Origin of the sequence: Bradyrhizobium xenonodulans, assembly GCF_027594865.1 — a bacterium.
Taxonomy (GTDB): Bacteria; Pseudomonadota; Alphaproteobacteria; order Rhizobiales; family Xanthobacteraceae; genus Bradyrhizobium; species Bradyrhizobium xenonodulans.
Map to the genome: position 1 here is coordinate 833,486 of NZ_CP089391.1, position 23,532 is coordinate 857,017.

At 64.6% G+C, this 23,532-nt stretch carries 22 protein-coding genes; 12 read left to right on the forward strand and 10 right to left on the reverse strand.

Features of this window, described 5'->3' with window-relative positions; all coding sequences use genetic code 11:
• Position 1 precedes the first annotated feature (1 nt).
• The gene (locus tag I3J27_RS03960; RefSeq protein WP_270165501.1) at positions 2–313 is read right to left on the reverse strand and encodes a hypothetical protein; all 312 of its coding nucleotides are present in this window, start codon (positions 311–313) and stop codon (positions 2–4) included.
• Between the two features lie 182 nt (positions 314–495).
• Between I3J27_RS03960 and irr the strand changes: the two genes are divergently transcribed.
• Complete coding sequence (irr, locus tag I3J27_RS03965) at positions 496–984, forward strand: Fur family transcriptional regulator Irr (protein ID WP_270165503.1); 489 nt, start codon at positions 496–498, stop codon at positions 982–984.
• Between the two features lie 8 nt (positions 985–992).
• On the opposite strand, the gene I3J27_RS03970 is transcribed toward irr, so the two are convergent.
• Positions 993–2,543: a winged helix-turn-helix domain-containing protein gene (locus I3J27_RS03970; RefSeq protein WP_270165505.1), complete on the reverse strand. Its 1,551-nt coding sequence runs from the start codon at positions 2,541–2,543 to the stop codon at positions 993–995.
• A gap of 133 nt (positions 2,544–2,676) precedes the next feature.
• On the opposite strand from I3J27_RS03970, the gene mddA reads away from it, so the two are divergent.
• Positions 2,677–3,465, forward strand: coding sequence for a methanethiol S-methyltransferase (gene mddA, locus I3J27_RS03975; RefSeq protein ID WP_270165507.1), 789 nt, complete (start codon positions 2,677–2,679; stop codon positions 3,463–3,465).
• A gap of 209 nt (positions 3,466–3,674) precedes the next feature.
• Positions 3,675–4,097, forward strand: coding sequence for a GFA family protein (locus I3J27_RS03980; RefSeq protein ID WP_270165509.1), 423 nt, complete (start codon positions 3,675–3,677; stop codon positions 4,095–4,097).
• A gap of 53 nt (positions 4,098–4,150) precedes the next feature.
• Here I3J27_RS03980 and I3J27_RS03985 read toward each other — a convergent pair whose 3' ends face one another.
• Positions 4,151–5,710, reverse strand: coding sequence for a winged helix-turn-helix domain-containing protein (locus I3J27_RS03985; protein WP_270165511.1), 1,560 nt, complete (start codon positions 5,708–5,710; stop codon positions 4,151–4,153).
• A 393-nt stretch (positions 5,711–6,103) separates the two neighbouring features.
• Between I3J27_RS03985 and I3J27_RS03990 the strand changes: the two genes are divergently transcribed.
• Both I3J27_RS03990 and I3J27_RS03995 read left to right on the forward strand, forming a co-directional pair.
• The gene (locus I3J27_RS03990) at positions 6,104–7,465 is read left to right on the forward strand and encodes a class-II fumarase/aspartase family protein (protein WP_270165513.1); all 1,362 of its coding nucleotides are present in this window, start codon (positions 6,104–6,106) and stop codon (positions 7,463–7,465) included.
• A gap of 113 nt (positions 7,466–7,578) precedes the next feature.
• Complete coding sequence (locus tag I3J27_RS03995) at positions 7,579–8,835, forward strand: aminopeptidase (RefSeq protein ID WP_270165515.1); 1,257 nt, start codon at positions 7,579–7,581, stop codon at positions 8,833–8,835.
• A 63-nt stretch (positions 8,836–8,898) separates the two neighbouring features.
• Here the strand turns inward: I3J27_RS03995 and I3J27_RS04000 are convergent, their stop codons facing one another.
• Positions 8,899–9,453, reverse strand: coding sequence for a hypothetical protein (locus I3J27_RS04000; protein WP_270165517.1), 555 nt, complete (start codon positions 9,451–9,453; stop codon positions 8,899–8,901).
• Positions 9,454–9,692: 239 nt separating this feature from the next.
• On the opposite strand from I3J27_RS04000, the gene I3J27_RS04005 reads away from it, so the two are divergent.
• Positions 9,693–10,148 carry a cupin domain-containing protein gene (locus I3J27_RS04005; RefSeq protein WP_270165519.1) on the forward strand — a complete coding sequence of 152 codons (456 nt, stop codon included), beginning with the start codon at positions 9,693–9,695 and terminating at the stop codon, positions 10,146–10,148.
• An 83-nt stretch (positions 10,149–10,231) separates the two neighbouring features.
• Here I3J27_RS04005 and I3J27_RS04010 read toward each other — a convergent pair whose 3' ends face one another.
• The 5 genes from I3J27_RS04010 to I3J27_RS04030 form a co-directional block, all read right to left on the reverse strand.
• Positions 10,232–11,284, reverse strand: coding sequence for an amidohydrolase family protein (locus I3J27_RS04010; protein ID WP_270165521.1), 1,053 nt, complete (start codon positions 11,282–11,284; stop codon positions 10,232–10,234).
• Between the two features lie 113 nt (positions 11,285–11,397).
• The gene (locus I3J27_RS04015) at positions 11,398–11,919 is read right to left on the reverse strand and encodes a hypothetical protein (protein WP_270165523.1); all 522 of its coding nucleotides are present in this window, start codon (positions 11,917–11,919) and stop codon (positions 11,398–11,400) included.
• A 65-nt stretch (positions 11,920–11,984) separates the two neighbouring features.
• Positions 11,985–12,800 (reverse strand): MBL fold metallo-hydrolase, encoded by an 816-nt coding sequence (locus I3J27_RS04020; protein ID WP_270165525.1) that lies wholly within the window; start codon positions 12,798–12,800, stop codon positions 11,985–11,987.
• A gap of 101 nt (positions 12,801–12,901) precedes the next feature.
• Positions 12,902–14,428: a permease gene (locus tag I3J27_RS04025; protein WP_270165527.1), complete on the reverse strand. Its 1,527-nt coding sequence runs from the start codon at positions 14,426–14,428 to the stop codon at positions 12,902–12,904.
• Positions 14,425–15,174 carry an ABC transporter ATP-binding protein gene (locus I3J27_RS04030; protein WP_270165529.1) on the reverse strand — a complete coding sequence of 250 codons (750 nt, stop codon included), beginning with the start codon at positions 15,172–15,174 and terminating at the stop codon, positions 14,425–14,427. The genes I3J27_RS04025 and I3J27_RS04030 overlap by 4 nt, the downstream gene beginning before the upstream one ends.
• 262 nt (positions 15,175–15,436) lie before the next feature.
• On the opposite strand from I3J27_RS04030, the gene I3J27_RS04035 reads away from it, so the two are divergent.
• From I3J27_RS04035 to I3J27_RS04060, 6 genes are all read left to right on the forward strand, one after another.
• Positions 15,437–16,312, forward strand: a complete 876-nt coding sequence (locus tag I3J27_RS04035; protein WP_270165531.1) for a branched-chain amino acid ABC transporter permease — start codon at positions 15,437–15,439, stop codon at positions 16,310–16,312.
• Between the two features lie 5 nt (positions 16,313–16,317).
• Positions 16,318–17,469: a branched-chain amino acid ABC transporter permease gene (locus I3J27_RS04040; protein ID WP_270165535.1), complete on the forward strand. Its 1,152-nt coding sequence runs from the start codon at positions 16,318–16,320 to the stop codon at positions 17,467–17,469.
• Positions 17,466–18,224, forward strand: a complete 759-nt coding sequence (locus tag I3J27_RS04045; protein WP_270165537.1) for an ABC transporter ATP-binding protein — start codon at positions 17,466–17,468, stop codon at positions 18,222–18,224. Before I3J27_RS04040 ends, I3J27_RS04045 begins: the two co-directional genes overlap by 4 nt.
• A gap of 3 nt (positions 18,225–18,227) precedes the next feature.
• Positions 18,228–19,016, forward strand: a complete 789-nt coding sequence (locus tag I3J27_RS04050) for an ABC transporter ATP-binding protein (RefSeq protein WP_270165539.1) — start codon at positions 18,228–18,230, stop codon at positions 19,014–19,016.
• A gap of 89 nt (positions 19,017–19,105) precedes the next feature.
• A complete protein-coding gene (locus tag I3J27_RS04055; protein WP_270165541.1) occupies positions 19,106–20,944 on the forward strand; it encodes an AMP-dependent synthetase/ligase in 1,839 nt (612 codons plus the stop codon).
• An 80-nt stretch (positions 20,945–21,024) separates the two neighbouring features.
• Entirely contained in the window at positions 21,025–22,224 is a 1,200-nt protein-coding gene (locus tag I3J27_RS04060; RefSeq protein ID WP_270165543.1) for an ABC transporter substrate-binding protein, read from the forward strand.
• 158 nt (positions 22,225–22,382) lie between these two features.
• Here the strand turns inward: I3J27_RS04060 and I3J27_RS04065 are convergent, their stop codons facing one another.
• Positions 22,383–23,498 (reverse strand): lysozyme inhibitor LprI family protein, encoded by a 1,116-nt coding sequence (locus I3J27_RS04065; RefSeq protein WP_270165545.1) that lies wholly within the window; start codon positions 23,496–23,498, stop codon positions 22,383–22,385.
• Between the last annotated feature and the right edge of the window lie 34 nt (positions 23,499–23,532).

A 23,532-nucleotide genomic window follows, 5' to 3' on the forward strand; every position in this document is an offset into this window, starting at 1 on the left:
GTCAAGAGGTCCCGAGCGCCCGCTGCAACTCGGCCAGCGCCTCTGCGAGTTGCTCGCGGTGCGCGATGTCGTCCTTGGGGAGGCCTGCGACGCTGCCCGCGAGCTCACGCAGGATGCCGGCGAGCAGGCCGAAATTGATGTGCAGATGCACTGATTTGCGTTCATCGGCTGCGCCCGGATGCTGCAGCACCAGCGCGACACCGCTGCCGTCGAGACGCGCCTCGAACCGGGACGAATGCGCGAAGGTGCCGACATAGAACTTGTCGGGATATTCGAGCGCGATCTCTGCCTTGTCGGGAACCGGCCGGGACATCTGAGCCTCATCGATACCGGGCCATTCTGGCCGGGAATAAACCGCTCCGCCTTGCGATAGGTCAGAGGCGGATGCGGCCCAAATTTGATCCGGATCAAAGCCCGGTTGCTGCTTCTGCGATCGAATGGCAACTGGCGGGACGCGCGCTGTGCGGCCCGGTCCTCAAGCCATGAGACGATCGAATGGACATCCAGGCCGCGACTATCCCTGCAGGCGACGCCAGCGAACCCGAGGTCGCCGGCTTCGATCCGCCGCCGGATGAGGGCGTGCAGCGTTGTCTTCAACTGCTTGCCGACGCCGGCCTCCGTCCGACGCGCCAGCGCCTGGCGCTCGGCCAGTTGCTGTTCCTGCATGGCCATCGTCACGTCACTGCAGAGAGTCTCTATGACGAGGCGACGGCGGCGAACGCGTATTTGTCGCTTGCGACCGTCTACAACACGCTGAACCAGTTCACCGAGGCCGGGCTGCTGCGCCGGATCGCCGCTGACGGCATCAAGTCGTTCTTCGACACCGACACATCCGTGCATCCGCACTTCTACCTCGAGGGCGAGGATGTGCTGGTCGACGTCACCGACGGCCTGACCTTCACCAGGGTACCCCAGGCGCTTCCCGGCTACGAGATCGTGCGGCTCGACGTCATCGTCCATTTGCGCCGCAAGCGCGCGACCTGAAGCGACGCCTAGCGCAACCCGGCGCGCCGGAATCCCTCCAGATAGTGCTCGCGATCCGCATCGTTCACCCACGGCAGCTGCGTCGCGATCCAGTGCAGCGAGATGCCCGGCTGGGTGCGACGGAGCTCGGCCAGCGCCGTCTGCGCGAGCGCGCCGTCGCCGGTCATGCCGGCGGACACCGCCAGCACGCGGTAGGCGCCGGTGAGGTCGCCGCGGTGGCGGATCGCCTCGCGCGCGAGCCCGATGGCCTCGTCGTAATGCCGCTCGGTGAAGCGCGCATAGCCCGCAATGCCGTGATAGATCGCCAGTGACGGATCGCGCGGCGAGAGCCGGATCGCCCTCTGGGCCGCCTCGAACGACTCCCTCGACCGCCCGGCATAGGACAAAGCCAGCGCGTAATAGCCCTGCGCCAGCGAGAAGTTCGGATTGAGCGCGAGCGCCTGCTCGAATTCGGACAGTGCGTCGGCAAGCCTGCGCGTCGAGAAGCAGACGCAGCCGAGCGCGGCGTGCGCCCAGGCATCCTCGTGGTCGCAGCGCACGGCAGCGAGCGCGGCGGCTTCCGCGACCGGCGCGACTGCGGCCAGCTCGGCCCAGCCGAGATGCACGCCGAACATGTAGTTCACCGCCAGCACCGACAGCGCCTGGCCGTAATTCGGATCGATGCCGACGGCGCGCTCGAGCAGCGCCTTCGCGGCCTCGTGATCCTGCCGCGTCACGCGCCAGTAATGCGATAGCGCCCGCATCAACAGGTCCCAGGCGTCGAGATTTGCCGGCGGCTTGCGATGGCTGCGAAAATTCTCCGCCGCGTGGATCTGCGGCTCGATCGCCGCGGCGATCGCGTTGGTGATCTCGTCCTGCACGGCGAAGACGTCGACCAGCTCGCGATCGTAGCGCTCGGCCCAGAGATGGCTGCCGGTGGTGGCGTCGTTGAGCTGCGCGGTGATGCGCACGCGATTGTCGGCCTTGCGCACGCTGCCTTCGACGATGTAGCGCACGCCGAGCTCCTCGGCGATCTGCCGGATGTGGACGGCGCGTCCCTTGTAGGTGAAGGACGAGTTGCGGGCGATCACCATGAACCAGCGCTGCTTCGACAGCGCGGTGAGAATGTCCTCGCTGATGCCGTCACCGAAATATTCCTGCGCGGGGTCGCCGCTCATGTTCTCGAAAGCGAGCACCGCGATCGCCGGGCGGTCCGTCGCGGCTCGCGCCGGGGCAGGGCCGGGCTCGGCCGGCGCAAGCGGTATTGCAGATTCTTCCCGGACATCACCGACAAAGCGAAAGCCCTTGCGCGGAACGGTCTTGATCAGCCGCTGCGTCGCGCCGTCGTCACCAAGCGCCTTTCGCGCCGCGTTGATCCGGCTGTTCAGGGCGGAATCCGAGACGATGCGGTCGCTCCAGATCTGGCTGATCAGGTCATCCTTGCTGACCACTCGGGCGCGCTGCGCGACCAAATAGAGCAGGAGATCGAACACCTGCGGCTGCAGCGCCACGGCTGCGCCGCCGCAGGTCAGCTCCCGCAGGTCGCCGTCGAGCACGTTGTTTTCAAAGAGAAATCGCACGTTTCTGTCGTCTCAAGCAAAAATCAAAGTCGTCTCAGGCGAAAATCAACCGTCCGCGAAAGTCTGGGGCCGGCCGATCCGGCATGGTGCGACGACCAAACAGTGTCGATGCCTCGGCACAACGGAGCGTTCCATGTCTCAACTTGATCACCAGGTTCATTCCATCGGCCCGGAGGTTGCGGGCTCACGCATTTTCAAGTTCATCGCCTTTCTGTACGGAATTGCGGCATATCTCGTATTTTTCGTCACCATTCTCTACGCCATCGGCTTCGTCATGGGGCTGGTGGTGCCAAAGACCATCGACACCGGAACCGACACGCCGACGGCAGAGGCCGTCATCATCAATCTCCTGCTGATGACGCTGTTCGCCGTCCAGCACAGCGTGATGGCGCGCCAGAGGTTCAAGGCGTGGTGGACACAATTCGTCCCCAAGCCGGTCGAGCGCTCGACCTACGTCCTGTTTGCGAGCCTGTCATTGCTGCTCCTGTTCTGGCAGTGGCGGCCGCTGCCCACGGTCGTATGGGATGTCGGAAATCCCGATCTTGCCGTGACGCTGGTCACGCTGTCCTTCGCGGGCTGGGTGCTGGTGTTCACCTCGACCTTCATCATCAATCACTTCGAGCTGTTTGGATTGCACCAGGTGACCAACCATCTCGTCGGCAAAGAGACGGCGCCGCCGCGCTTCAAGACACCGCTGCTCTACAAGTTCGTCCGTCATCCGATCTATCTCGGCTTCATCATCGCGTTCTGGGCGGCGCCGGTCATGACCGCGGGCCATCTGCTGTTCGCCGCCGTGACCACGCTCTACATCTTCGTCGGAATCGCGCTCGAGGAGAGCGACCTCGTCGATCTCTTCGGTGACGAGTACCGGCAGTACAAACAACGGGTGTCGATGCTTATTCCCTGGCGCAGATCAGTATAATTCACGCGTCTTTCCGCGCGCGTCCGCCGAAAGGAGGACGCGCCGGGGAACCGGGACGCGTAACGGATCGTGCCGGGCCCCAGCCATCAACGTTGTCTCGGGGTCGAGTCCCCCTCGCCCCGACGCCTCTCCCCGCATCCGTTCTTGCCGAGTCATCGGCGAACAGGAGCGGGGAGAGGAATTCAAACCTTCATCAACGGAGACGACCAATGAAACATGTCGGACACTGCTTCTGTGGCGCGGTCACGATCGAGGTCACGGGCGAGCCGGCGGCGATGGGCTACTGCCATTGCCGCTCCTGCCGCTCGTGGTCGGGCGGACCGGTGAACGCCTTCAGCCTGTGGAAGCCGGAAGCCGTGCGCATCACCGAAGGCGCCCAGCACGTCGAGACTTTCTCCAAGACGCCGCTCAGCCAGCGCAGATTCTGCAAGAAGTGCGGCGGTCATCTCATGACCAACCACCCGCCGCTCGAGCTGATCGACGTCTTCACCGCCACCATCCCGACGCTCGCCTTTGCGCCCGGCGTTCACGTCAACTATTCCGAGACGGTGCTGCCGATGCGCGACGGCCTGCCCAAGCTGAAGGATTTTCCGGCCGAGTTCGGCGGCAGCGGCGAGATGATGCAGGAATGATTTTTTCTTACTCTCCCCTGGAGGGGCCCTCCAGGGGAGGGTGAACTAAGGCGTCACCTCATCCCCGCGCGCCAAAACCCGTCCAGATAATGCGCGCGGTCCTCCGCCCGCAGCATCGGCAGCTCGCGCGTGAGCCAGGCGAACGAAATGCCGGGCTGGGTACGTTGCAGGCCAAGCAGCGCGGAAGCCGCGAGTTGAGAATCGCCCAACATGCCGGCGGCGGCCGTCAGCACGCGATGGGCGCCGACGAAATCGGCGCGCTGGCGCATCGATTCCCGCGCCATCTGGATGGCGGCCTCATAATTGCGGCCGACGAACTGGGCATAGGCGGCAACGCCGCAATAGATCGCCGCGAGCGGATCGCGCGGACTCAGCCGCAATGCGCGGCGGGCGGCGGCATCGCCGTCCCGCCATCTCCCGGCGTAGCACAGCGTCACGCCGTAGAAGGCGTGCGCCATCGCAAAGTTCGGATTGAGCCTCAAGGCCAGTTCGAACTCCGCCAGCGAATCGTCGAAGCGGCGGCGGAATAGATAAGTATAGGCGAGGCCGTGATGGGCCCAGGCGTCCTCGCGATCGGCCTCCACCGCCGCGAGCGCCGCGCGTTCGGCGACCGGCACGGTCGCGGCCATGTCGGTCCAGCCCATATGCGCACCGAAAATATGGCTGGTCGCGAGCAGGCCCAGCGCCTTGCCATAGGCGGGATCGATCGCGACGGCCTGCTCCAGCAATCCCTGTGCGGCCGCATTGTCCTCCCGCGTGCTGCGCCAGTGATGCGACAGCGCGCGCACCACGAGGTCCCAGGCATCCAGGCTCCCCGGCGGCTTCTGCTGGGCGCGAAAGCTTTCGGCCGCGTAAAGCTGCGGCTCGATCGCGGCCACGATCGCCTCGGTGATCTCGTCCTGCACGGCGAAGACGTCGGCAAGCTCGCGGTCGTAGCGCTCGGCCCAGAGATGGCTGCCGGTCGAGACGTCGTTGAGCTGCGCCGAGATGCGCAGGCGCTCGCCGCTCCGCCGCACGCTGCCTTCGAGGACGTAGCGCACGCCGAGCTCGCGCGCGACCTCGTGGATGTGCACCGCGCGGCCCTTATAGACGAAGGAGGAGTTGCGGGCGACCACGAAGAACCAGCGCAGCTTCGACAGCGCCGTGATGATGTCCTCGCTGATGCCGTCGGAGAAATAATCCTGCTCGCGGTCGCCGCTCATATTGGTGAAGGGCAGCACCGCGATCGCGGGCCGGTCCGGCAGGGCGGGCATCGCCTGCGGCACCTGGACGGCACGGCCGGGCTCCGGCGCGGATGCGCCGAGCTGCGTCTGGACAGCGCCGACGAAACGAAAACCCTTGCGTGCGATGGTGCGGATCAGCGCCTGGTTCGCACCGCTGTCGCCGACCGCCTTGCGTGCCGCGTTGATCCGGCTGGTCAGGGTGGATTCGGAGACGCTGCGCCCATGCCAGATCTTGTCGATCAGCTCGTCTTTGCTGACCACCCGGTCGCGGTTCTCCATGAGGTGGACGACGAGATCGAACACCTGCGGCTCCACGGCCACGGGAACCTGCTCGCGGCTCAGCTCGCGCAAGTCGGTATCGAGCAGGTGGTCGCGGAACAGAAACTGCACGTCGAAAACTCAGACCTCACGACGACATCGGGCAATGATGAAATCAAAATGCATTTCGACTTGAAGTCTGTGAGTCCACTGAGCGGTCGATCCGGTTCACCACGATTGCGTGATGCAGCCATGCTGTTTTCGGATGGGAATACAACCCCGGCGAGAATGTGGCGGCTTGGGGCGGATTGTCGCGGGCACTCTCTGCCCGTCATGCTTCGAGGCTCCGCGCGCGCTGCTGCGCATCGCACGCTCCGCCCCTCGGGATGACGGGGCGGCAGATGTGCGAGTCTCAGCGAGACATCGAATGCGTGGTGCGGTGAATCATCAATGTCCATTGCCGAACAGCGTGCCCTGCGTAAGCTGCCCCCCATACGAAACAACGCCAACCATGAAGAAACGCCCATGCCAGCTTTTCCCGCCTCGACCACCGTGCTCGATTCGATGCTGTTCCGCGACGCCTTCGGCACGCCCGGGATGCGCGAGGTGTTTTCCGACGTCGCTCTGGTGGCGCGTTATGCCGAGGTCGAGGTGGCGCTGGCGAAGGCGGAGGCGACATGCGGCGTGATTCCGCAGGACGCCGCCGATCAGATCGCGGCGCGAACCGACGTTGCCGCGCTCGATTTCGATCTGCTGCGGCAGGAGACCGACATCGTCGGCTATCCGATCCTCCCGCTGGTGCATCAGATGGTGAAGCAATGCGGCGAGGCCGGCCGCTACGTGCATTGGGGCGCGACCACGCAGGACATCATGGACACGGCCGTGGTGCTGCAACTGCGCGCCGCGCTCGAGATCGTCGAACGCGACATCGCGGAACTGCGCAAAATCCTCGCAGACCTCTCGAAGCGATATCGCGACACGCCGATGGCGGGCCGCACCCATCTCCAGCAGGCGCTGCCGGTGACCTTCGGCTACAAGACCGCGATCTGGCTCGCGATGTTCGACCGCCACGCCGAGCGTCTCGTGCAGTTGAAGCCCCGCGTCCTGGTCGGCCAGTTCGCCGGCGCGGCCGGCACGCTGGCCTCGCTCGGCGACAAGGGATTCGAGGTGCAGGAGGCATTCTGCGCCGAGCTGAAGCTCGGCGTGCCCGCCTCGACCTGGCACGTCGCGCGCGACGGCTTTGCCGAGGCCGTGAACTTCCTCGCGCTCGTCACCGGCTCGCTCGGCAAGATCGCGCTCGACATCATGATCATGGCCTCGACCGAGTTCGCCGAGGTCTACGAGCCCTTCGTCAAGGGGCGCGGCGCTTCCTCGACGATGCCGCAGAAGCGCAATCCGATCTCCTCGGAACTGATGCTCGCAGCAAGCAAGGCGGTGCGCCAGCACGCCGGCCTCATGCTGGATGCCATGGTGCAGGATTTCGAGCGCGCCACCGGACCCTGGCACGCCGAATGGATGGCGATCCCGGAAAGCTTCGTGCTGACCGCCGGGGCCCTGCATCAGGCAAAGTTCGCGCTGGCAGGCCTCATCGTGGACGAGGCGAAGATGAACGACAATCTGGCCGTCAGCCGCGGCCTGATCGTGGCCGAGGCGGTCATGATGGGGCTCGCGCCGCAGATCGGGCGGCAAGAGGCGCATGACGTGGTCTATGACGCCTGCCGGCTCGCCAACGAAAAGGGCCTGACGCTGGCGGATGCGCTCTCGTCCGACGCCCGCGTCTCTGTCAGAATCGACCGCGCCACCATCGATGCGCTGACCTCACCGAAAAATTACCTCGGTCTTGCTCCCGCCATGGTCGACCGGGTGCTGAAATCGGCAACGCGTTGAAAACCAAAATGCGCGAAACTGCGTATCTTTCGTGTCTCGCAAGACGCTCGCACACTTGTGTCTCGCGATGCTAGGCTTAGATTGAACGGCAGACCTTCGGCAGAGGACCCCGCATGAACGATCACCGCAATTCCGCCGCTCCCATCGATCCCGTGAAACTCGACCGGCTGGCCGAGGTGGCGGTGAAGGTGGGCCTGGGCTTGCGGCCGGGCCAGGATCTGCTCTTGACGGCGCCTGCGATCGCGCTGCCGCTGGTGCGGCGGATCGCCGTGCATGCCTACAAGGCCGGTGCCGGCATCGTGACGCCTATACTCTCCGACGAGGGGATGACGCTGGCGCGCTACCGCCACGGTCACGACAACAGCTTCGATCGCGCCGCCAACTGGCTCTATGAGGGCATGGCCAAGGCGTTCTCCGACAATACCGCGCGGCTCGCCATCGTCGGCGACAATCCGATGCTGCTGTCGGGCGAAGATCCTTCCAAGGTGGCGCGCGCGAGCAAGGCCAATTCGATGGCCTATCAGCCGGCGCTGGAAAAAATCGTCAATTTCGACACCAACTGGAACATCATCGCCTATCCGAGCCCGTCTTGGGCCAAGCAGGTGTTTCCGAACGATCCGGAAGACGTTGCGATCGGCAAGCTCGCGGACGCGATCTTCGCGGCGTCGCGCGTCGACCGCGAGGACGCGATGGGCAATTGGGCGAGCCACAATGCGGTGCTGCGCGAGCGCACCAACTGGCTCAACGGCCAGCGTTTCCGCGCGCTGCAATATTCAGGTCTCGGCATCGACCTCACTATCGGGCTGGCCGACGGACACGAGTGGGAGGGCGGCGCCTCGCTGTCCAAGAACGGTATCAGCTGCAACGCCAACATCCCGACCGAAGAGGTGTTCACCACGCCGCATTGTCGGCGGGTCTATGGCCATGTCGTGAGCTCGAAGCCGCTGTCCTACCAGGGCACCCTGATCGACAACATCGCGGTGCGGTTCGAGGACGGCAAGATCGTCGATGCAAAGGCCTCGCGCGGCGCGGAAGTGCTGAACAAGGTGCTCGACACCGACGAGGGGGCGCGGCGCCTCGGCGAAGTGGCGCTGGTGCCGCATTCCTCGCCGATCTCGCAGAGCGGGCTGTTGTTCTACAACACGCTGTTCGACGAGAACGCGGCCTCGCATATCGCGCTCGGCCAGTGCTATTCGAAGTGCTTCGTCAACGGCGCCCAGCTCACGCCGCAGCAGATCGCGGCGCAAGGCGGCAACCAGAGCCTGATCCATATCGACTGGATGATTGGTTCGGCCGAGACCGACATCGACGGTATTCTCTCCGACGGCAGCAAGGTGCCGGTGTTCCGCAAGGGCGAGTGGGCGAAGTAGTTTGCTTCACCCTCTCCCCGCTGGGGAGAGGTGAACAACCAAGCAGCACAGCGTAACGATTCTCTACGCCGCCGCGTTGCGCAGCATCGGGTTGCTGTCGATGCTGAAGCGGTTGAACAGCGTGGTAAACGGGCTGCCGTCGGTGGCCCGGACGATGGCATCGGACGCAGCGACCGCCTCGTAGAGCGCGCCGACCGGATCGTCCGCCTCCGGCAGGTCGAGGCCTCCGCGAATTTCCTCGCGGGCCTCGTTGACGTCGTCCTCGTCCTCGAGTGTCGCCTCCAGCGCGCCGGCCGCGCGCCGCATCTCGGCCAGATCGCCGCCGGCGGAGAATTTGAGGATGTCGAGCCAGTAGGGGCGGGCGATCACGAGCTGGACGAACGCCTCGAAATCCTCCGCGATAATTCCTGCGCGCCCCTCCGATGAGACGTAGAGCACATTCTGCGAGGGCAGCAGCACGAACGCGCCGCCCGAGCCGTCACTGCCGATCTGCCGGGGGCTTTCGACGCCGTCGATGGTGAACCAGGGCTCTTCGTCCGGCGCGAAGGTGACATCAAGGCTGCCGAGCCAGGCGACGACCTCGCCTCGGGCGGTCAGAACCTCTGGGGTGAGGGGCATCGGTCTGGCTCCTTCGACGATCACTTTCGCGCACTTTGTCGCACCCCGGAAAAGACCGGTTCATGTGCGCGAATTTGCAGGGAAATCTCGGCGTTAACCTCTTCGCAACTGCAACTTGCGGCTGATTGTCAGGGCCTGCGTAAGAAAGAATTAAAAACCGGCTACTAGCGTTCCCAACATGTTTCGAAACAATCCGGGCCTAGACCCGGCCATTCATATTATATTCCCTGGGGAAGCAGATGTCGCGCGCATTGATTGAAATCGGTAGTTGCAATGTGGATCTCGAGCTGCGGCCGATCGAGCCGTCCTGGATCATCGAAGGCAACCCGGTATCGCGTTCGCACATCCTGTCCACCAGCGACGACGGCACTGCTTCGACCATCATCTGGCAATGCACCGAAGGCCGCTTCAACTGGTACTACGACATCGACGAGACGATCATGATCATGGAAGGATCGATCGTGCTCGAAAGCGACGGCATGCCGCCGAAGCGCTACGGCCCCGGCGACGTCATTTTCTTCCGCGACGGCGCGCATGCCAAATGGCATGTCGAAGGCCACGTCAAGAAGATCGCCTTCTGCCGCAAGACCAATCCCGTGATGATCGGTTTCCTGATCCGCGTCGTCAACAAGCTCAAGAAGATGTTCATCTCCAGCGGCGCGCCCCGTCCGGCCTCGCTGATGGGCGCCGGCTAGAGCTCGATCAATCGTTTCAAGGACGCTTCCCAGCGGCCACGACGGAAGGGGGGTCGGGATCAACATCCCGGCCCCTCTTCTCGTCATGACGGCAAATCGAGCCGGTAGACATCGGTCGCGGTCTGCGAGAACAGCGCCGTCTTCTCGGCTTCGCTCAAAGCTGCCGCGATGCGCTTGAAGGCGTTGAAGATCACCTGGTAGCTGCACTGGCCCTTGTCCGGCGGAAAATTGCTCTCGAACATCGCTCGCTTCGGGCCGAACGCCTCGATGCAGGTCTCGACATAGGGACGCCAGGCCGCGGCGAGCTCCTCGGACGACGGCGGCTTCTCGCGCAGATGGAAATCATAGCCGAGCAGGCACATCGCGAGCCCGCCGAGCTTCACCACCACGTTCTCGCAACTCGCGATCTCCCGGATCGCGGCGCGCCATTGCGGAAACACCTCCTCGCGCCGTCCGGCAAAGCGACCAACGCCGGCCGGACCGCCGCAATGATCGAGCACGATTTTGGTGTCGGGGAAGGCGCGCGCGAGCTCGGTCAGCTCGCCGATCTGCGGATGGAACAGCCAGGCATCGAAGCTGAGGTTGAGCGGCGCGAGGCAGGCAAAACCCTTGCGGAAGGCCGGGTCCTGCAACAATCCCTTTGGCCGGTTCGCATACATGCCGGCGACGGCGGGGTCTTCGTCCCAGGCCGAGGAATGCCTGATGCCGCGGAAGCGGTCGTTGCCGGCGGCGATCTCGGCTTCCAGCACCGGCTTTGCCGCATCGCCCAGCAACAGATTGGCGTGGCTGACAATGCCGGCGCAGATCGCCGCCTTGCCGTAACCACCGCTGGCGCTCATCGCGGCGACGCCATTGGCGAACTCGACCTCACCGACGGGGCGGAACGCTTCGGGCCCATGCGCGCGATACATCGAGCGGCAGTCGACATAGACGGTGGCGATGATGTTGTGGCCGGAGGCGATATCCGCCGCCATCTCCTCGATCAGATAGCGGTGCCCCCGATTCCAGAGATGGTGATGGGGATCGACGATCGGCCGCAAGGGATCGATGATCTCCTCCTGATGCAGCGCGAGCCAATCCTCGCGCGGCTCGACGAACAGCCCGCTCGTGTTGGCGGGCAACCCACCTGCAGCCATCGGCATTCGCTCCCGTTGTATTTTTTGTGGTGGGAGCCTAGCACCTCATCTCGCCACGCAGCAGCGCGTGTTGCGCAACCGCACCCGTCATCGCGAGCACAGCGGTGCTATCCTCAGCCCCTGCACCGCTTTGCCCTCACATCAACCACCAGCCGCCAATCGGTTGCGGACGCAGGCTTTATCTCACCAAGCCAGTGGAAGAAGTCCTCGCTGATCTCCGTGAAGCTCCAGCGCGTCAGCTCGCCTGCATCGGTCGTGCCTTCCTGCACGATGTCGTTTCGGTGCGGGCGGCCGATCTGCTGGCGGAATACGCTTCGGCCGGGATCGAACCAGGAAATCCGCCACGCATCGAGGGTCGGATCGTAGACCCGCAGTGTCGTGCCGTACCAATTGCCGGCGATAGGAAAGGCCGGAAAGCCGGCGGGACGGGGGATGATCCAGACATCCTGCACGGCGCGGCCCTCCAGCACCCAGCCGAAATGGATTTCGCCTGACGTGGTATGCGTCGTTCCGTCGGGACCATGGGCGGTGATCTCGGCGTCCCAGTCGCCGACGAAGCGGCCGTAAAGCTGAAGCGCCGCCGCGTGCTCGGGGTTCGGTCCATCCGCGTGCAACAATCTCGCAAAATCTGTCATGTCGGTCTCCTGTTGGGAGGAGATCAGCACGGACGAACCGCAATCGACTTGGAGAAAATTGCGCCTCAGACGCCGTCGAGGATGATCACCGTCGGATTCGTTGGCAGCGTGTCCCGCGACGTCCGGAACGAGCGGTCGCTGCGCCGGTCGATCTCGAACTGCTGGCCGATCCGGCGCATGAAGTCGTCGAGCGGGGTGGCGAAGCGATGCATCGGCAGCACGACGGAGGCGCGCAGCCGTTTGGTGATCTCGGAGATGCCGTCGAGCGACATGGTGTAGGTGCCGTCGATCGGCACCATCACGATGTCGAGCCGTCCGATCTGGGCGAAATGGCTGTCGTCGAGCTTGTGGTGGAGATGGCCGAGATGACCGATGCAGAGGCCCGCGACTTCGAAGATGAAGATCGAATTGCCGTCGCGGATCATGTCGGCGCCGGCATCGTCGCCGAAATAGCGGCGGATGTCGGTCGTGACGTTGCGGATAAAAGTGTCGCCGATGCGCTCCGAGACAATGGCCGGCTTGCCGTCCGCGCCCCAGCCATGCAGCACGTGGGGAATGCGCCTGTCGGGAGTTAGCGTGTAGTGGGTGCTGTGGGCCCGGTTCATGGTGGCGACATCGGGTAGCCGTCCCACCTGGTAGGCCCCGCTATAGTCCGTGGCGATGCGCAAGCCGCCGGGCGTGTCGATGAAATAGGTGGAATGGCCGGCATAGGTGATCTGGACCTCGGCCGCCGCTGCCGCCTGCCGGAACGCTACCGGTATCGCGCGGGGTGCGGCATTCGCCATCGCCAGGCATTCGCTGCGCTGAGGTTGCTGCTGGGCGAGGGCAGGTGAAAGGAATGCGCCGAACAGCGCCAGAGCCGCCGAAACCAGTCGCCACATATCCGTCCCCGATGACATCAGGGGGAAAGTCTAGCGTGCTATGCAGCGCGTAGCCAACGGCTGGCGATCAACAGCGCGTCAGTGTCGCACCTTCGCGGCTCTTACTCCCGCCTTGGGCTGAACTTCCAGGTGATGGCGACGAGGCTCGCTGTGATCAGGCCGCTGATGAGGCCGGCGATCGGCAGGGCCAGCAACAGCGCGGCGCTGGCCGCCCAGCCGATCGAGGAGAAGGCTTCGGCGAAGGTCGCAAGCCGCGAGGAGGTCTGGCGGCGGCGGAATTGGCTGCGCCGGGCCTGCACCCGGAACCAGAGCTGGATCGCGGTGGCGGAGGCCGCGCTGATGATGACGGCACCGGCGCTGACCGCGGCCTGGATCGGCGAGGCGAAAGCGAGTGCGGCGACCAGCGGACAGAAGATGACGGCGATCGCGATCAGCACCACCTCGATCTTGGCGCGAATGACGCTGGAGGGCGTCAGCGGCGCGGTCGCGACCAGATCGGGCGCGTCCTCGCCCGAGATCGTCAGCCAGGCGAGCCCGCCGGCAAGCTGTCCCGCCGCCATCACCATCACAGGCGTGATCAGCGTCAGCGCCGCCGAGCTGTCGGCAAAGCTGCGCCACAGCAACAGCGCAGGTGGCACCAGGTAGAGAAGCTGCATCAATGTCTGTGAGACCAGCCAGGGATCGCGCCAGAGCAGGATAAACTCCTTGCGCCGCAGCGCCTGCTGCCGCGATCCGCCGCGGAACGGACGCTCCTTTGCGTGCGTGCTGCCGGATTTGCCATGAGCCGCGGCATCGATCGCGGTGTCGGCAAAGCGGCCGGAAAAGATCGCCATGACGCTGCCGAGCAGCACGAGCCCGAGCGCCAGGAGCAGCAGCAGCGCTTCGCTGTCGCCCATCGTCGCCCGCGCCGGCCACCACCAGATGCTGTCGAGGTCGGGCGCGTAAGCGGCGAAGCTGCCGGAGGTCAGGATGGTGAAGCGCGACAGCGTGCCGTAGGACATGATCGCGGCGACCTGGAGCGCGATCACGAAGCCGGCGCCGATGATCGCGGCGAGGATCTGGGCGATGAGGCGCGTCCGCGCCGGGCCGATCAGGCGGAACAGCAGGATGGTGACGGCAATCGCGACCGCCGCGGCCGACAGCCCCATCGCGACGACGACGCCGAAGGCGGCAAGCCAGCGCGGCCCGCCGCCGATCACCAGCACGTCGATGAAGGGCGTCGAGAACAGCAGCGCCATCACGGTGACGGCGAGCGCGATCGCGGCGATGCGTACCGAAAACAGATTGGCGAGCGTCGCCGGCGAGGACATGATGAGGTCGAGATCGGCGCGCGCGTAAAACACCCGCGTCACCGATTCGATCGCCTGCGACAGCATCAAGGTCCAGGCCAGGAAGATCGTCGCCGAGATCATGATCAGCGACGATTTGTCGAGCGGCAGTTGCAGATCGGCGAAGCGACCGATCACCGCCCAGGCCGGCACGTGCAGCAGCGCTGCGATGGAGAGCAGGCCGATGACGGCGGCGCGGGCCCGCTTGCGCCGCCCGCCGGTCATCATGGCGAACCATTCGCGCCAGGCGAGCCGGAGCTCGTGGCGGGCAAACCAGGACAGCGCGGTCGCCGAGCTCATGCGGCTTCCTGAAGCGTCACCAGTGCGATGAAGAGGTCCTCCAGGCTGGTGTCGGCATGGCCGTTCTGCTGGCGCAGCTCGGCCAGCGTGCCCTCGGCGACCAGCCGGCCCGAGGCGATCACGCCGATGCGGTCGGCCATGCGCTCGGCCACCTCCAGAATATGCGTGGTCATGATGATGGTGCAGCCGGCCTGAACGCGCGTGCTGAGGAGGCCCTTCACATGGCGGGCGGAGACGGCGTCGAGCCCGGTCAGCGGCTCGTCGAGGATGATGAGGCGGGGATCGTGCACCAGCGCGCCGGCGAGAGCGACCTTCTGGCGCATGCCCTTGGAAAAGCCTTCGCAGCGCTCGTGCCGGTGCGGCTCGAGCCCGAGCGAGCTCAGCAGCTCCTGCGCGACCGGTTCCGAAACGGAGGGCGCGATGCCCCAGAGGCCTGCGACGAATTCGAGGTACTCAAGGGGCGTCAGCTTGTCATAGATCATGGGCTCGTCGGAGACCCAAGCCATCATTTGCTTGGCGGCGACGGGATTGTCGAGCGCATCGATGCCGAAGATCGAGACCGCGCCGGCATCGGGCCGCAGCAGGCCTGCAACCATGCGCAAGGTGGTGGTCTTGCCGGCGCCATTGGGGCCGACCAGAGCATAGAATTCGCCGGCGTGAATGGTGAGGTCGAGGCTATCGACCGCCAGACGGTCAAAACGCTTCGTTAACCCCAGAATTTCCAGCGCCGAGTTGTCCGGCTTCATGACAGCCACACCTTGCGGTTTTGCATCGCCCGCGACCATGGCCCGAAGATGTTTCGGCACCGTGAATCTACGGCCTACAAATTCCGTCATCCGGTTTGGACTAAAGGCAAGTCACCGTTTGTTGACAGCGCTTGGCGGTTCAGGCTGAATTGGTTTCGGACAAATGGCGCTGACGCAGCGAAACGACTGCGTAGCGACTGGACACAAGATGCAGCGAGGCGGTCACGAAGAACCGCTGGTTGTATCGGGAGGATGCGCGGCGATGCTGGATTTCGTTCAGCAGCTGGTCAGCGGTGTTGCGCTCGGCTGCGTCTACGGCCTGATCGCGCTCGGCTTCGTGCTCGTCTACAAGGCCACCGAGGTCGTCAATTTCGCCCAGGGCGATCTGATGATGCTGGGCGGCTTCTTCGCCTTCACCTTCATCGGCATGATGGGCCTGAACTACTGGATCGGCTTTGCCGGTGCGGTGGCCGCCATGGCGCTGTTCGGCATGCTGGCCGAGCGCGTGGTGGTGCGGCCGATCCTCGGCTATCCGCAATTCTCCATCATCATGGCCACCATCGGGCTCGGCTATTTCCTGCGCTCGATCGCCGGCATGATCTGGGGCACCGATGATCTCAAGATCGAGACGCCGTTCAGCCAGGGCGTGCTGCGCATGGGCACGCTGGTGCTCGCCTATGACAAGCTCTCGGTGATCGCGGCGACGATGATCCTGTGCACGCTGCTCTGGCTGTTCTTCAACAAGACCACGCTCGGCACTGCGATGCGCGCCAGTTCCGAGAACATGCTGGCGGCCTACTACATGGGCATTCCGGTCAAGCGCGTGGTGTCGATCGTCTGGGCCATCAGCGCGGCGGTGGCGACCTGCGCCGGCGTGCTGCTGGCGCCGATCACCTTCATCCATTCCAATGTCGGCCTCGTGCTGGGCCTGAAGGCGTTTCCCGCCGCAGTCCTCGGCGGCTTCGGCTCGATCCCGGGTGCCGTGGTCGGCGGTGTCCTGATCGGCGTGATCGAGAGCATGGCCGGCTTTTATCTGGCCGAGGGCTGGAAGGACGTCGCGCCCTACATCGTGCTGCTCGCCGTGTTGCTCTTGAAGCCTGAAGGCCTGTTCGGCCTCCACGTCCGCAAGAAGGTCTGAACGCCATGCGCTTCCTGTTCAAGACCGACTACGAGGACGACATCAAGCTGTTCCCGCATTCGGGCTACGTCGTTTCCTACGGCATCCTGCTCGCGCTGCTGCTGATCGCGCCCTATGTGCTCTCCAGCTATCTGATGAGCCAGCTCGTCTTCGTCTGCATCTACGCGACCGTTGGCGTCGCCCTTCTGATACTGACCGGTTTTACCGGGCAAGCTTCGCTCGGGCATGCTGCGTTCCTGGCGATCGGCGCTTACACGGCGGCGTACCTCCAGAAATACAATGTCCCGTTCCCGGTCTACTTCCTCGCGGCAGGCGCCCTGTCCGGCCTGATCGGGGCGATGGTCGGCTTTCCCGCCCTGCGGCTCCAGGGCATCTATCTCGTCATCGCCACCATCTCCTTTGCCTTGATCGTCGAGGAGATCCTGGCGCGCTGGGAAAGCGTCACCAACGGCAACGAGGGCATGCGGGTCAAGACGCTGTCGCTGCTCGGCGTCACGGTCCCGCGCGACAGCCCGACCTTCTATTTCCTCTGTCTTGCCGTGCTGGTGCTGACCATCGTCGGCACGCTCAACCTGTTGCGCTCGCCGACGGGGCGCGCCTTCGTCGCCATCCGCGACAGCGAGACCGCGGCGCGCAGCATGGGCGTCAACGTCGCGCTCTACAAGGTGAAGTCGTTTGCGATCTCGGCGGCGATCACCGGCTTTGCCGGCGTGCTGTTCGCCCACAAGCTCTCCTTCATTTCGCCGGAGATGTTCACGCTCCAGCTCTCGATCGAGTTCATCATCGTGATCCTGATCGGCGGCACCTTCAGCCTGCACGGCGCGGTGCTGGGCGCGATCTTCATCGTGATGATCGATCCGTTCCTGACGTATCTCAAGGACGACATGCCCGGCATCATCGCCGGCATCGCCGCGACATTCGGAGCGGGTTCGGCGACTGCGGGCAATATCCAGTCGAAAGTGGCGGCCTTCGCCTCGCTCAACGGCCTCAAGGGCGCGATCTACGGCATCATCATCATGCTGTTCGTGCTGTTCGAGCCGCTCGGCATCTACGGCCGCTGGCTCAAGATAAAACTCTTCTTCCAGCTCTTTCCGCTCTACAAGCGCGCCACCTTCAAGCGCCAGAAGATCTATGTGAAGTCGGAGCGCAACCGATGAGCTATTTCCGCGCCGAGAATTTGTCGCTGCACTTCGGCGGCCTCAAGGCCGTCGATGCGGTGTCGTTCGCGGTCGAGAAAGGCGAGATCCTCTCGATCATCGGACCGAACGGCGCCGGCAAGAGCTCGATCTTCAATTTGATCTCGCGGATCTACCGGCCGACCTCGGGCCGCATCTTTTTCGAGGACCAGAACATCACCGAGCAGCCGCCCTACGACATCGCCAGGCTCGGTATCGCCCGCACCTTCCAGAACATCGAGCTGTTCGAGAACGCGACCGTGCTGTCGAATCTGCTGGTCGGCCGCCACCGCCATTCGACCACGCAGCTCTGGCAGGAGCTCTTGTTCCTGCCGAGCGTGCGCGCCAACGAGAAGCTGCATCGCCGCCGGGTCGAGCAGGTGATCGAATTCCTCGATCTCGAGCCCTATCGCGACAAGCTGATCTCGGGCCTGCCCTACGGCGTCCGCAAGGTGATCGAGCTGGCGCGCGCGCTGTGCTCGGAGCCCAAGCTGATCCTGCTCGACGAGCCGTCCTCGGGCCTCAATGTCGAGGAGACCGACGACATGTCGTTCTGGATCCGCGACATGAAGAGCGAGCTCGGCGTCACCGTGCTGATGGTGGAGCACGACATGTCGCTGGTGAACCGCGTCTCCGACCGCGTCATCGCGCTGAACTACGGCCGCGTGCTCGCCATGGGCACGCCCGCCGAGGTGCAGCAGCATCCCGACGTCGTCGCCGCCTATCTCGGAGCGTAGGCCATGGATGCGACGGCGACGCCGGACATCATCCTGAAGCTCTCCAACATCGAGAGCTATTACGGGCCGATCATGGCGATCCGCGGCATCTCGCTGGAGGTGCCGCGCGGCCGCATCGTCACGCTGCTGGGCGCCAACGGCGCCGGCAAGACCACCGTGTTGAAGACCATCTCCGGCATCCTCGATCCGCAGAAGGGCGCGATCGAGTTCATGGGCAAGTCGATCCAGCGCATGGAGGCGGACCGCATCGTGCGGCTGGGCCTCAGCCATGTGCCGGAAGGGCGGGAGGTGTTCCCGTTCCTCTCCGTGCGCGAGAACCTGATGATGGGCGCCTATCCACGTAAGGACCGTGACGGCGTCGCGGAGGACCTCGAGCGTGTCTACGGCTATTTCCCGCGGCTGAAGGAACGCATCAACCAGCCGGCCGGCCAGCTCTCCGGCGGCGAGCAGCAGATGCTCGCGATCGGCCGCGCGCTGATGAACCGGCCGACGCTGCTGCTGCTCGACGAGCCCTCGCTCGGCCTGTCGCCGCTATTGGTGAAGGAGATCTTCACCATCATCCGGCGGGTCAACGAGGAGCAGGGCATGTCGATCCTGCTGGTCGAGCAGAATGCCAAGGTGGCGCTGGAGACCGCGCATTACGGCTACGTGCTGGAGATCGGCCGGATCGTGATGAACGACACCTGCGACCGCTTGATGCATTCCCAGGACATCCAGGAATTCTACCTTGGCGCCAAGGAAGCGGGCGCCCGGGGCGAGCGCCGCTGGAAAAAGAAGAAGACTTGGCGATAGAGGAAGACTTAAATGCACGAGCCCATCCGCGAGGAAAGACCGCCGGCAAGGCAGGCAGCGGAGGGGAAGGCGACAAGGAGGAGACGCGCATGGCCCGACCGGCGGTGCTGACGGTCGCTGATACGATCGCGAAGAGCTTTCTGCGCGCCGTCGAAATGCGGGGCGACAGGCCGGCCATTCGCGAGAAGAAATTCGGCATCTGGCAGCCGACGAGCTGGCGCCAATGGCTGGAGGTCTCCAGGGAGATCGCCTATGCGCTTCACGCGACCGGCTTCGCACCCGGCGACGTCGCCTCCATCATCGCCAATGCCGTCCCGGAATGGGTCCATGCCGACATGGGCATTCTGTGCGCCGGCGGTGTCTCCTCGGGTATCTATCCGACCGATGCATCGTCCCAGGTCGAATACCTCCTCAACGATTCCCGGACCAAGGTGATCTTCGCCGAGGACGAGGAGCAACTCGACAAGATCCTCGCCTGCCGCGCGCGCTGTCCGTCCCTGCAAAGGATCATCGTGTTCGACATGGAGGGCCTCAGTGGCTTCTCCGACGACATGGTGATGTCGCTCGACGAGTTTCGCGCGCTCGGCCGCAACCACATGGTCGGCCGCGAGGCGCTTTGGCAAGAGATGATCGACAGCCGCGGCGCCGGCGATCTCGCGATCCTCGTCTACACGTCGGGCACCACCGGCCCGCCCAAGGGCGCGATGCACGCCAATCGCAGCGTCACGCATCAGATGCGTTACGCCAACGACTTCATCCCGGCGCGGGAGGATGAGGACCGGCTGATCTTCCTGCCGCTCTGCCACGTCGCCGAGCGCATCGGCGGCTACTACATCTCGGTCGCGCTCGGCTCGGTGATGAATTTCGCCGAGAGCCCGGAGACCGTGCCGGACAATCTTCGCGAGGTGCAGCCGACCGTCTTCCTCGCGGTACCGCGCATCTGGGAGAAATTCTATTCGGCCATCACCATCGCGCTGAAGGATGCGACGCCGTTCCAGCAATGGGTCTACCGCCGCGCCATCGGCATCGGCTATCGCATGGTCGATTGCCGGATCGAGGGCAAGCCGCCGCCGCTGACGCTGCGCCTCGCCAACCGCATCGCCTACCGGCTCGCCTTCCGCAACATCCGCCGCATGATCGGGCTCGATCGCTGCCGCATCGCCTTCACGGGCGCTGCGCCGATCGCGCCGGAGCTGATACGCTGGTATCTGGCGCTCGGCATCGACATGCACGAGCTGTACGGCCAGACCGAGAATTGCGGGGTCGCCACCATGATGCCGGCGGAGCGCATCAAGCTCGGCTCGGTCGGCACAGCCGTGCCCTGGGGCGAGGTCGCGCTGTCGCCCGACGGCGAGATCCTGATCAAGGGCGACTTCCTGTTCATGGGCTACCTCAACCAGCCGGAGAAAACCGCCGAGACCATCGACCAGCGCGGCTGGCTGCACACCGGCGACGTCGGCACCATCGACAACGAGGGCTTCGTCCGCATCACCGACCGGATGAAGGACATCATCATCACCTCGGGCGGCAAGAACATCACGCCGTCCGAGATCGAGAACCAGCTCAAATTCTCGCCCTACATCTCCGATGCCGTGGTGATCGGCAACAAGCGGCCGTATCTCACCTGCCTCGTGATGATCGACCAGGAGAACGTCGAGAAGTTCGCCCAGGACCACGACATTCCCTTTACCAATTATGCGAGCCTGTGCCGGGCGGCCGAGGTCCAGGACCTGATCCGGCGCGAGATCGAAGGCGTCAACGGCAATTTTGCCCGCGTCGAGACCATCAAGCGATTTTACCTGATCGAGCGGCAGCTCACCCCGGAGGACGAGGAGCTGACACCCACCATGAAGCTGAAGCGCGGCTTCGTGAACAAGCGTTACGCTGCCGAGATCGACGCGATGTATCGCGAGCGCGCGGTGGCGTGACCAGCCTGCCAATTCGAGAAAGCGAAGGAGCCATGGCCCCGCCCTTCGTGCAACATGGGCCCCAAGGAGAGGAGACGTCAATGTCGAGATCGTTCAACGCGTTCGGCCTTGCGATGGGCGCCGTGGCGCTCAGCTGTCTGCCGGCCGTCGCGCAAACCAAGGTCACCAACGAGGGCATCTCGGCCACCGAGATCGTGCTCGGCACTCACCAGGACCTGTCGGGTCCGATCAAGGGTTGGGGCGTGCCGGTTTCCAACGGCATGAAGATGGCAGTCGAGGAGGTCAACGCCGCCGGCGGCGTCAACGGCCGCAAGATCCGGCTGGTCGTCGAGGACAGCGGCTACGATCCGAAGAAGGCCGTGCTGGCCTCGCAAAAGCTGATCGAGCGCGACAAGATCTTCGCGATGGTGGGCCCGATGGGATCGCCGACCGTGCTCGCCGCGCAGGACATCCTGCTCGATGCCGGCGTGCTTCAGCTGTTCCCGCTGACGGCGGCCGAGTTCACCTTCAAGTTCGATCCGGCCAAGCCGCAGGAACGGCTGAAGTTCAACAACCTCCTGCCTTATGTCGAGAGCACGCGTGCCGCGCTGAAATACATGATGGAGTGGAAGAGCTTCAAGAAGCCCTGCATCATGCACCAGGATGACGAGTACGGAAAGAACGTGCTCGACGGCTTCAACCAGCAGCTCACCGTCATGAAGGTGCAGCCGGCCTCGATCACGAGCTACAAGCGCGGCGCCTCCGACTTCAGCGCGCAGGTCGCCAAGATGAAGTCCGACGGCTGTGATCTCGTTGTGCTCGGCGCGGTGCTTCGTGAACCCATCGGCGCCATGACGGAAGCCAAAAAGCTCGGCTGGGATGTCACCTTTCTCGGCGCCACGCCGACCAACGTGATGGAAGTGCCGATGCTCGGCAAGGACGCCGTCGAGGGCCTCTACGCCGCCAGCGGCTTCGAGATCCCCTATGAGGACACCGCCAAGGGCAAGGTCAAGGACTGGCTCGTCAACTACAAGAAGATGTTTGGCACCGACGCCAACACCCAGGCCATCATCGGCTACAATGCGGTGATGACGTTTGCGTTCTACGCGAGCAAGGCGGGCAAGGACCTGACCGGTCAGAAGATGCTCGATGCGCTGGAGTCCGGCGACCAGTTCCTCGACATCTTCAACTCGCCGCCGACGAAGTTCTCCAAGACCGACCACCTCGCCAACACCATCACCCAGGTGCAGCAGGTCAAGGGCGGCCGCTGGGTTCTGGTGAAGGACAACCTGATGTTTTGATCTTCGCCTCTCCCCGCCTGCGGGGAGAGGCCGCATCGCATCGGAGATGCGAAGCGGGTGAGGGGGACTCCCCGCGAATAGTCTTTCACCGTCTTTGCGGAAGCAGCACCTCACCCCAACCCTCTCCCCGTAAGAACGGGGAGAGGGAGAGAGACAGCCTACGACCCGCCGCCCGCCGTCCCCGAGCTCACCGGCGCCAGCTCGTCTTCGCGGCAGCGCCAGCCGTCGGCGGCTTTCACGAAGGCGAAGGTGCGCTGGATCCTCAGCCGGCGCGTGACGTTGAAGGCCTCGCCGGAGCGCTCCTTGTTGCCGGCCCCCGATTGCGGACGGCCCGTCCGGGCGTCCCAGCAGGTGCCGGTGCAGGTGGAAGCGACCTTGCTGCACACGCTGAAGGGCGCCAGCACGGCCATCTCGATCTCGCCCGTGACCTGCGCCTCCTGCCCGGTCACCTGGCTGTCGAGTGCGTAGACGCGATTGATGCGGAGGAAGTTGCCGCAGGAATTGGCGGCATGGATTCGCGCGGCGCAGAAGTCGACGGCGTCGGTGTCCGGCGAGCGGGCCGCGACCTGCCGGCCGAACACCTTTTTGGGATCGCCTTTCGCCGCGCGGACCTCATCGTTCCTGTGCTTCAACTGGTCGGCGAGACAAGCCTCCGCGGATTCGAGCTCGTGGAGCGGCACATTCTCCTTGCCGACCAGATTGCATTTGCGATCGCGCTCTCGCGTCCATCGGCCATATTCGGCGTAGGCAAAGCGCGCCGCGGTCGGGTCCAGCTTTCCGATCAGGCCGAGCACCTGGCCGTTCAGCTCGGTCTCGGCGAGCGCCAGCGACGGGTCCGCGCAGATCAGCGCGCCCGCGGCCGTGTTGGCCGCAAGACAATCAAAATCGGGATCCCGCACGATCGCGGCGCGGTCTTCGGTGACCTTGAGAAGGCACGCCTTCACCCGGTCGAAATCATCGGCGCGGATCGCTGTCTGGCCGACGATGCCGCAGCCGAGATTGCGCTGGCGATTCCAGATCGCGTTCTCCTCGATTCCGGGCAGGCGATCGGGCAGGCGGGCGAGCCGCGCCTCGATCGCCGTGTTCAGCTTCTCGGCGGCGGCGGCAAGCTCGGCATCGCCACAGAACAATTGATTGCCGGGGTCGCGGATCTGCTGGCAGTTGTTCTTGGCAAACAGCGGCAGCCTGTCGGCGATGGAGCGATCGGATTGCGCGAAGGCTGGTGCCGCCGGCAAGACCAGCAGCGCAAGCACAGACAGCACGATGAACCGCATTCCAGTCGCCCCCGCATGGAAGGCGCCATGCTAG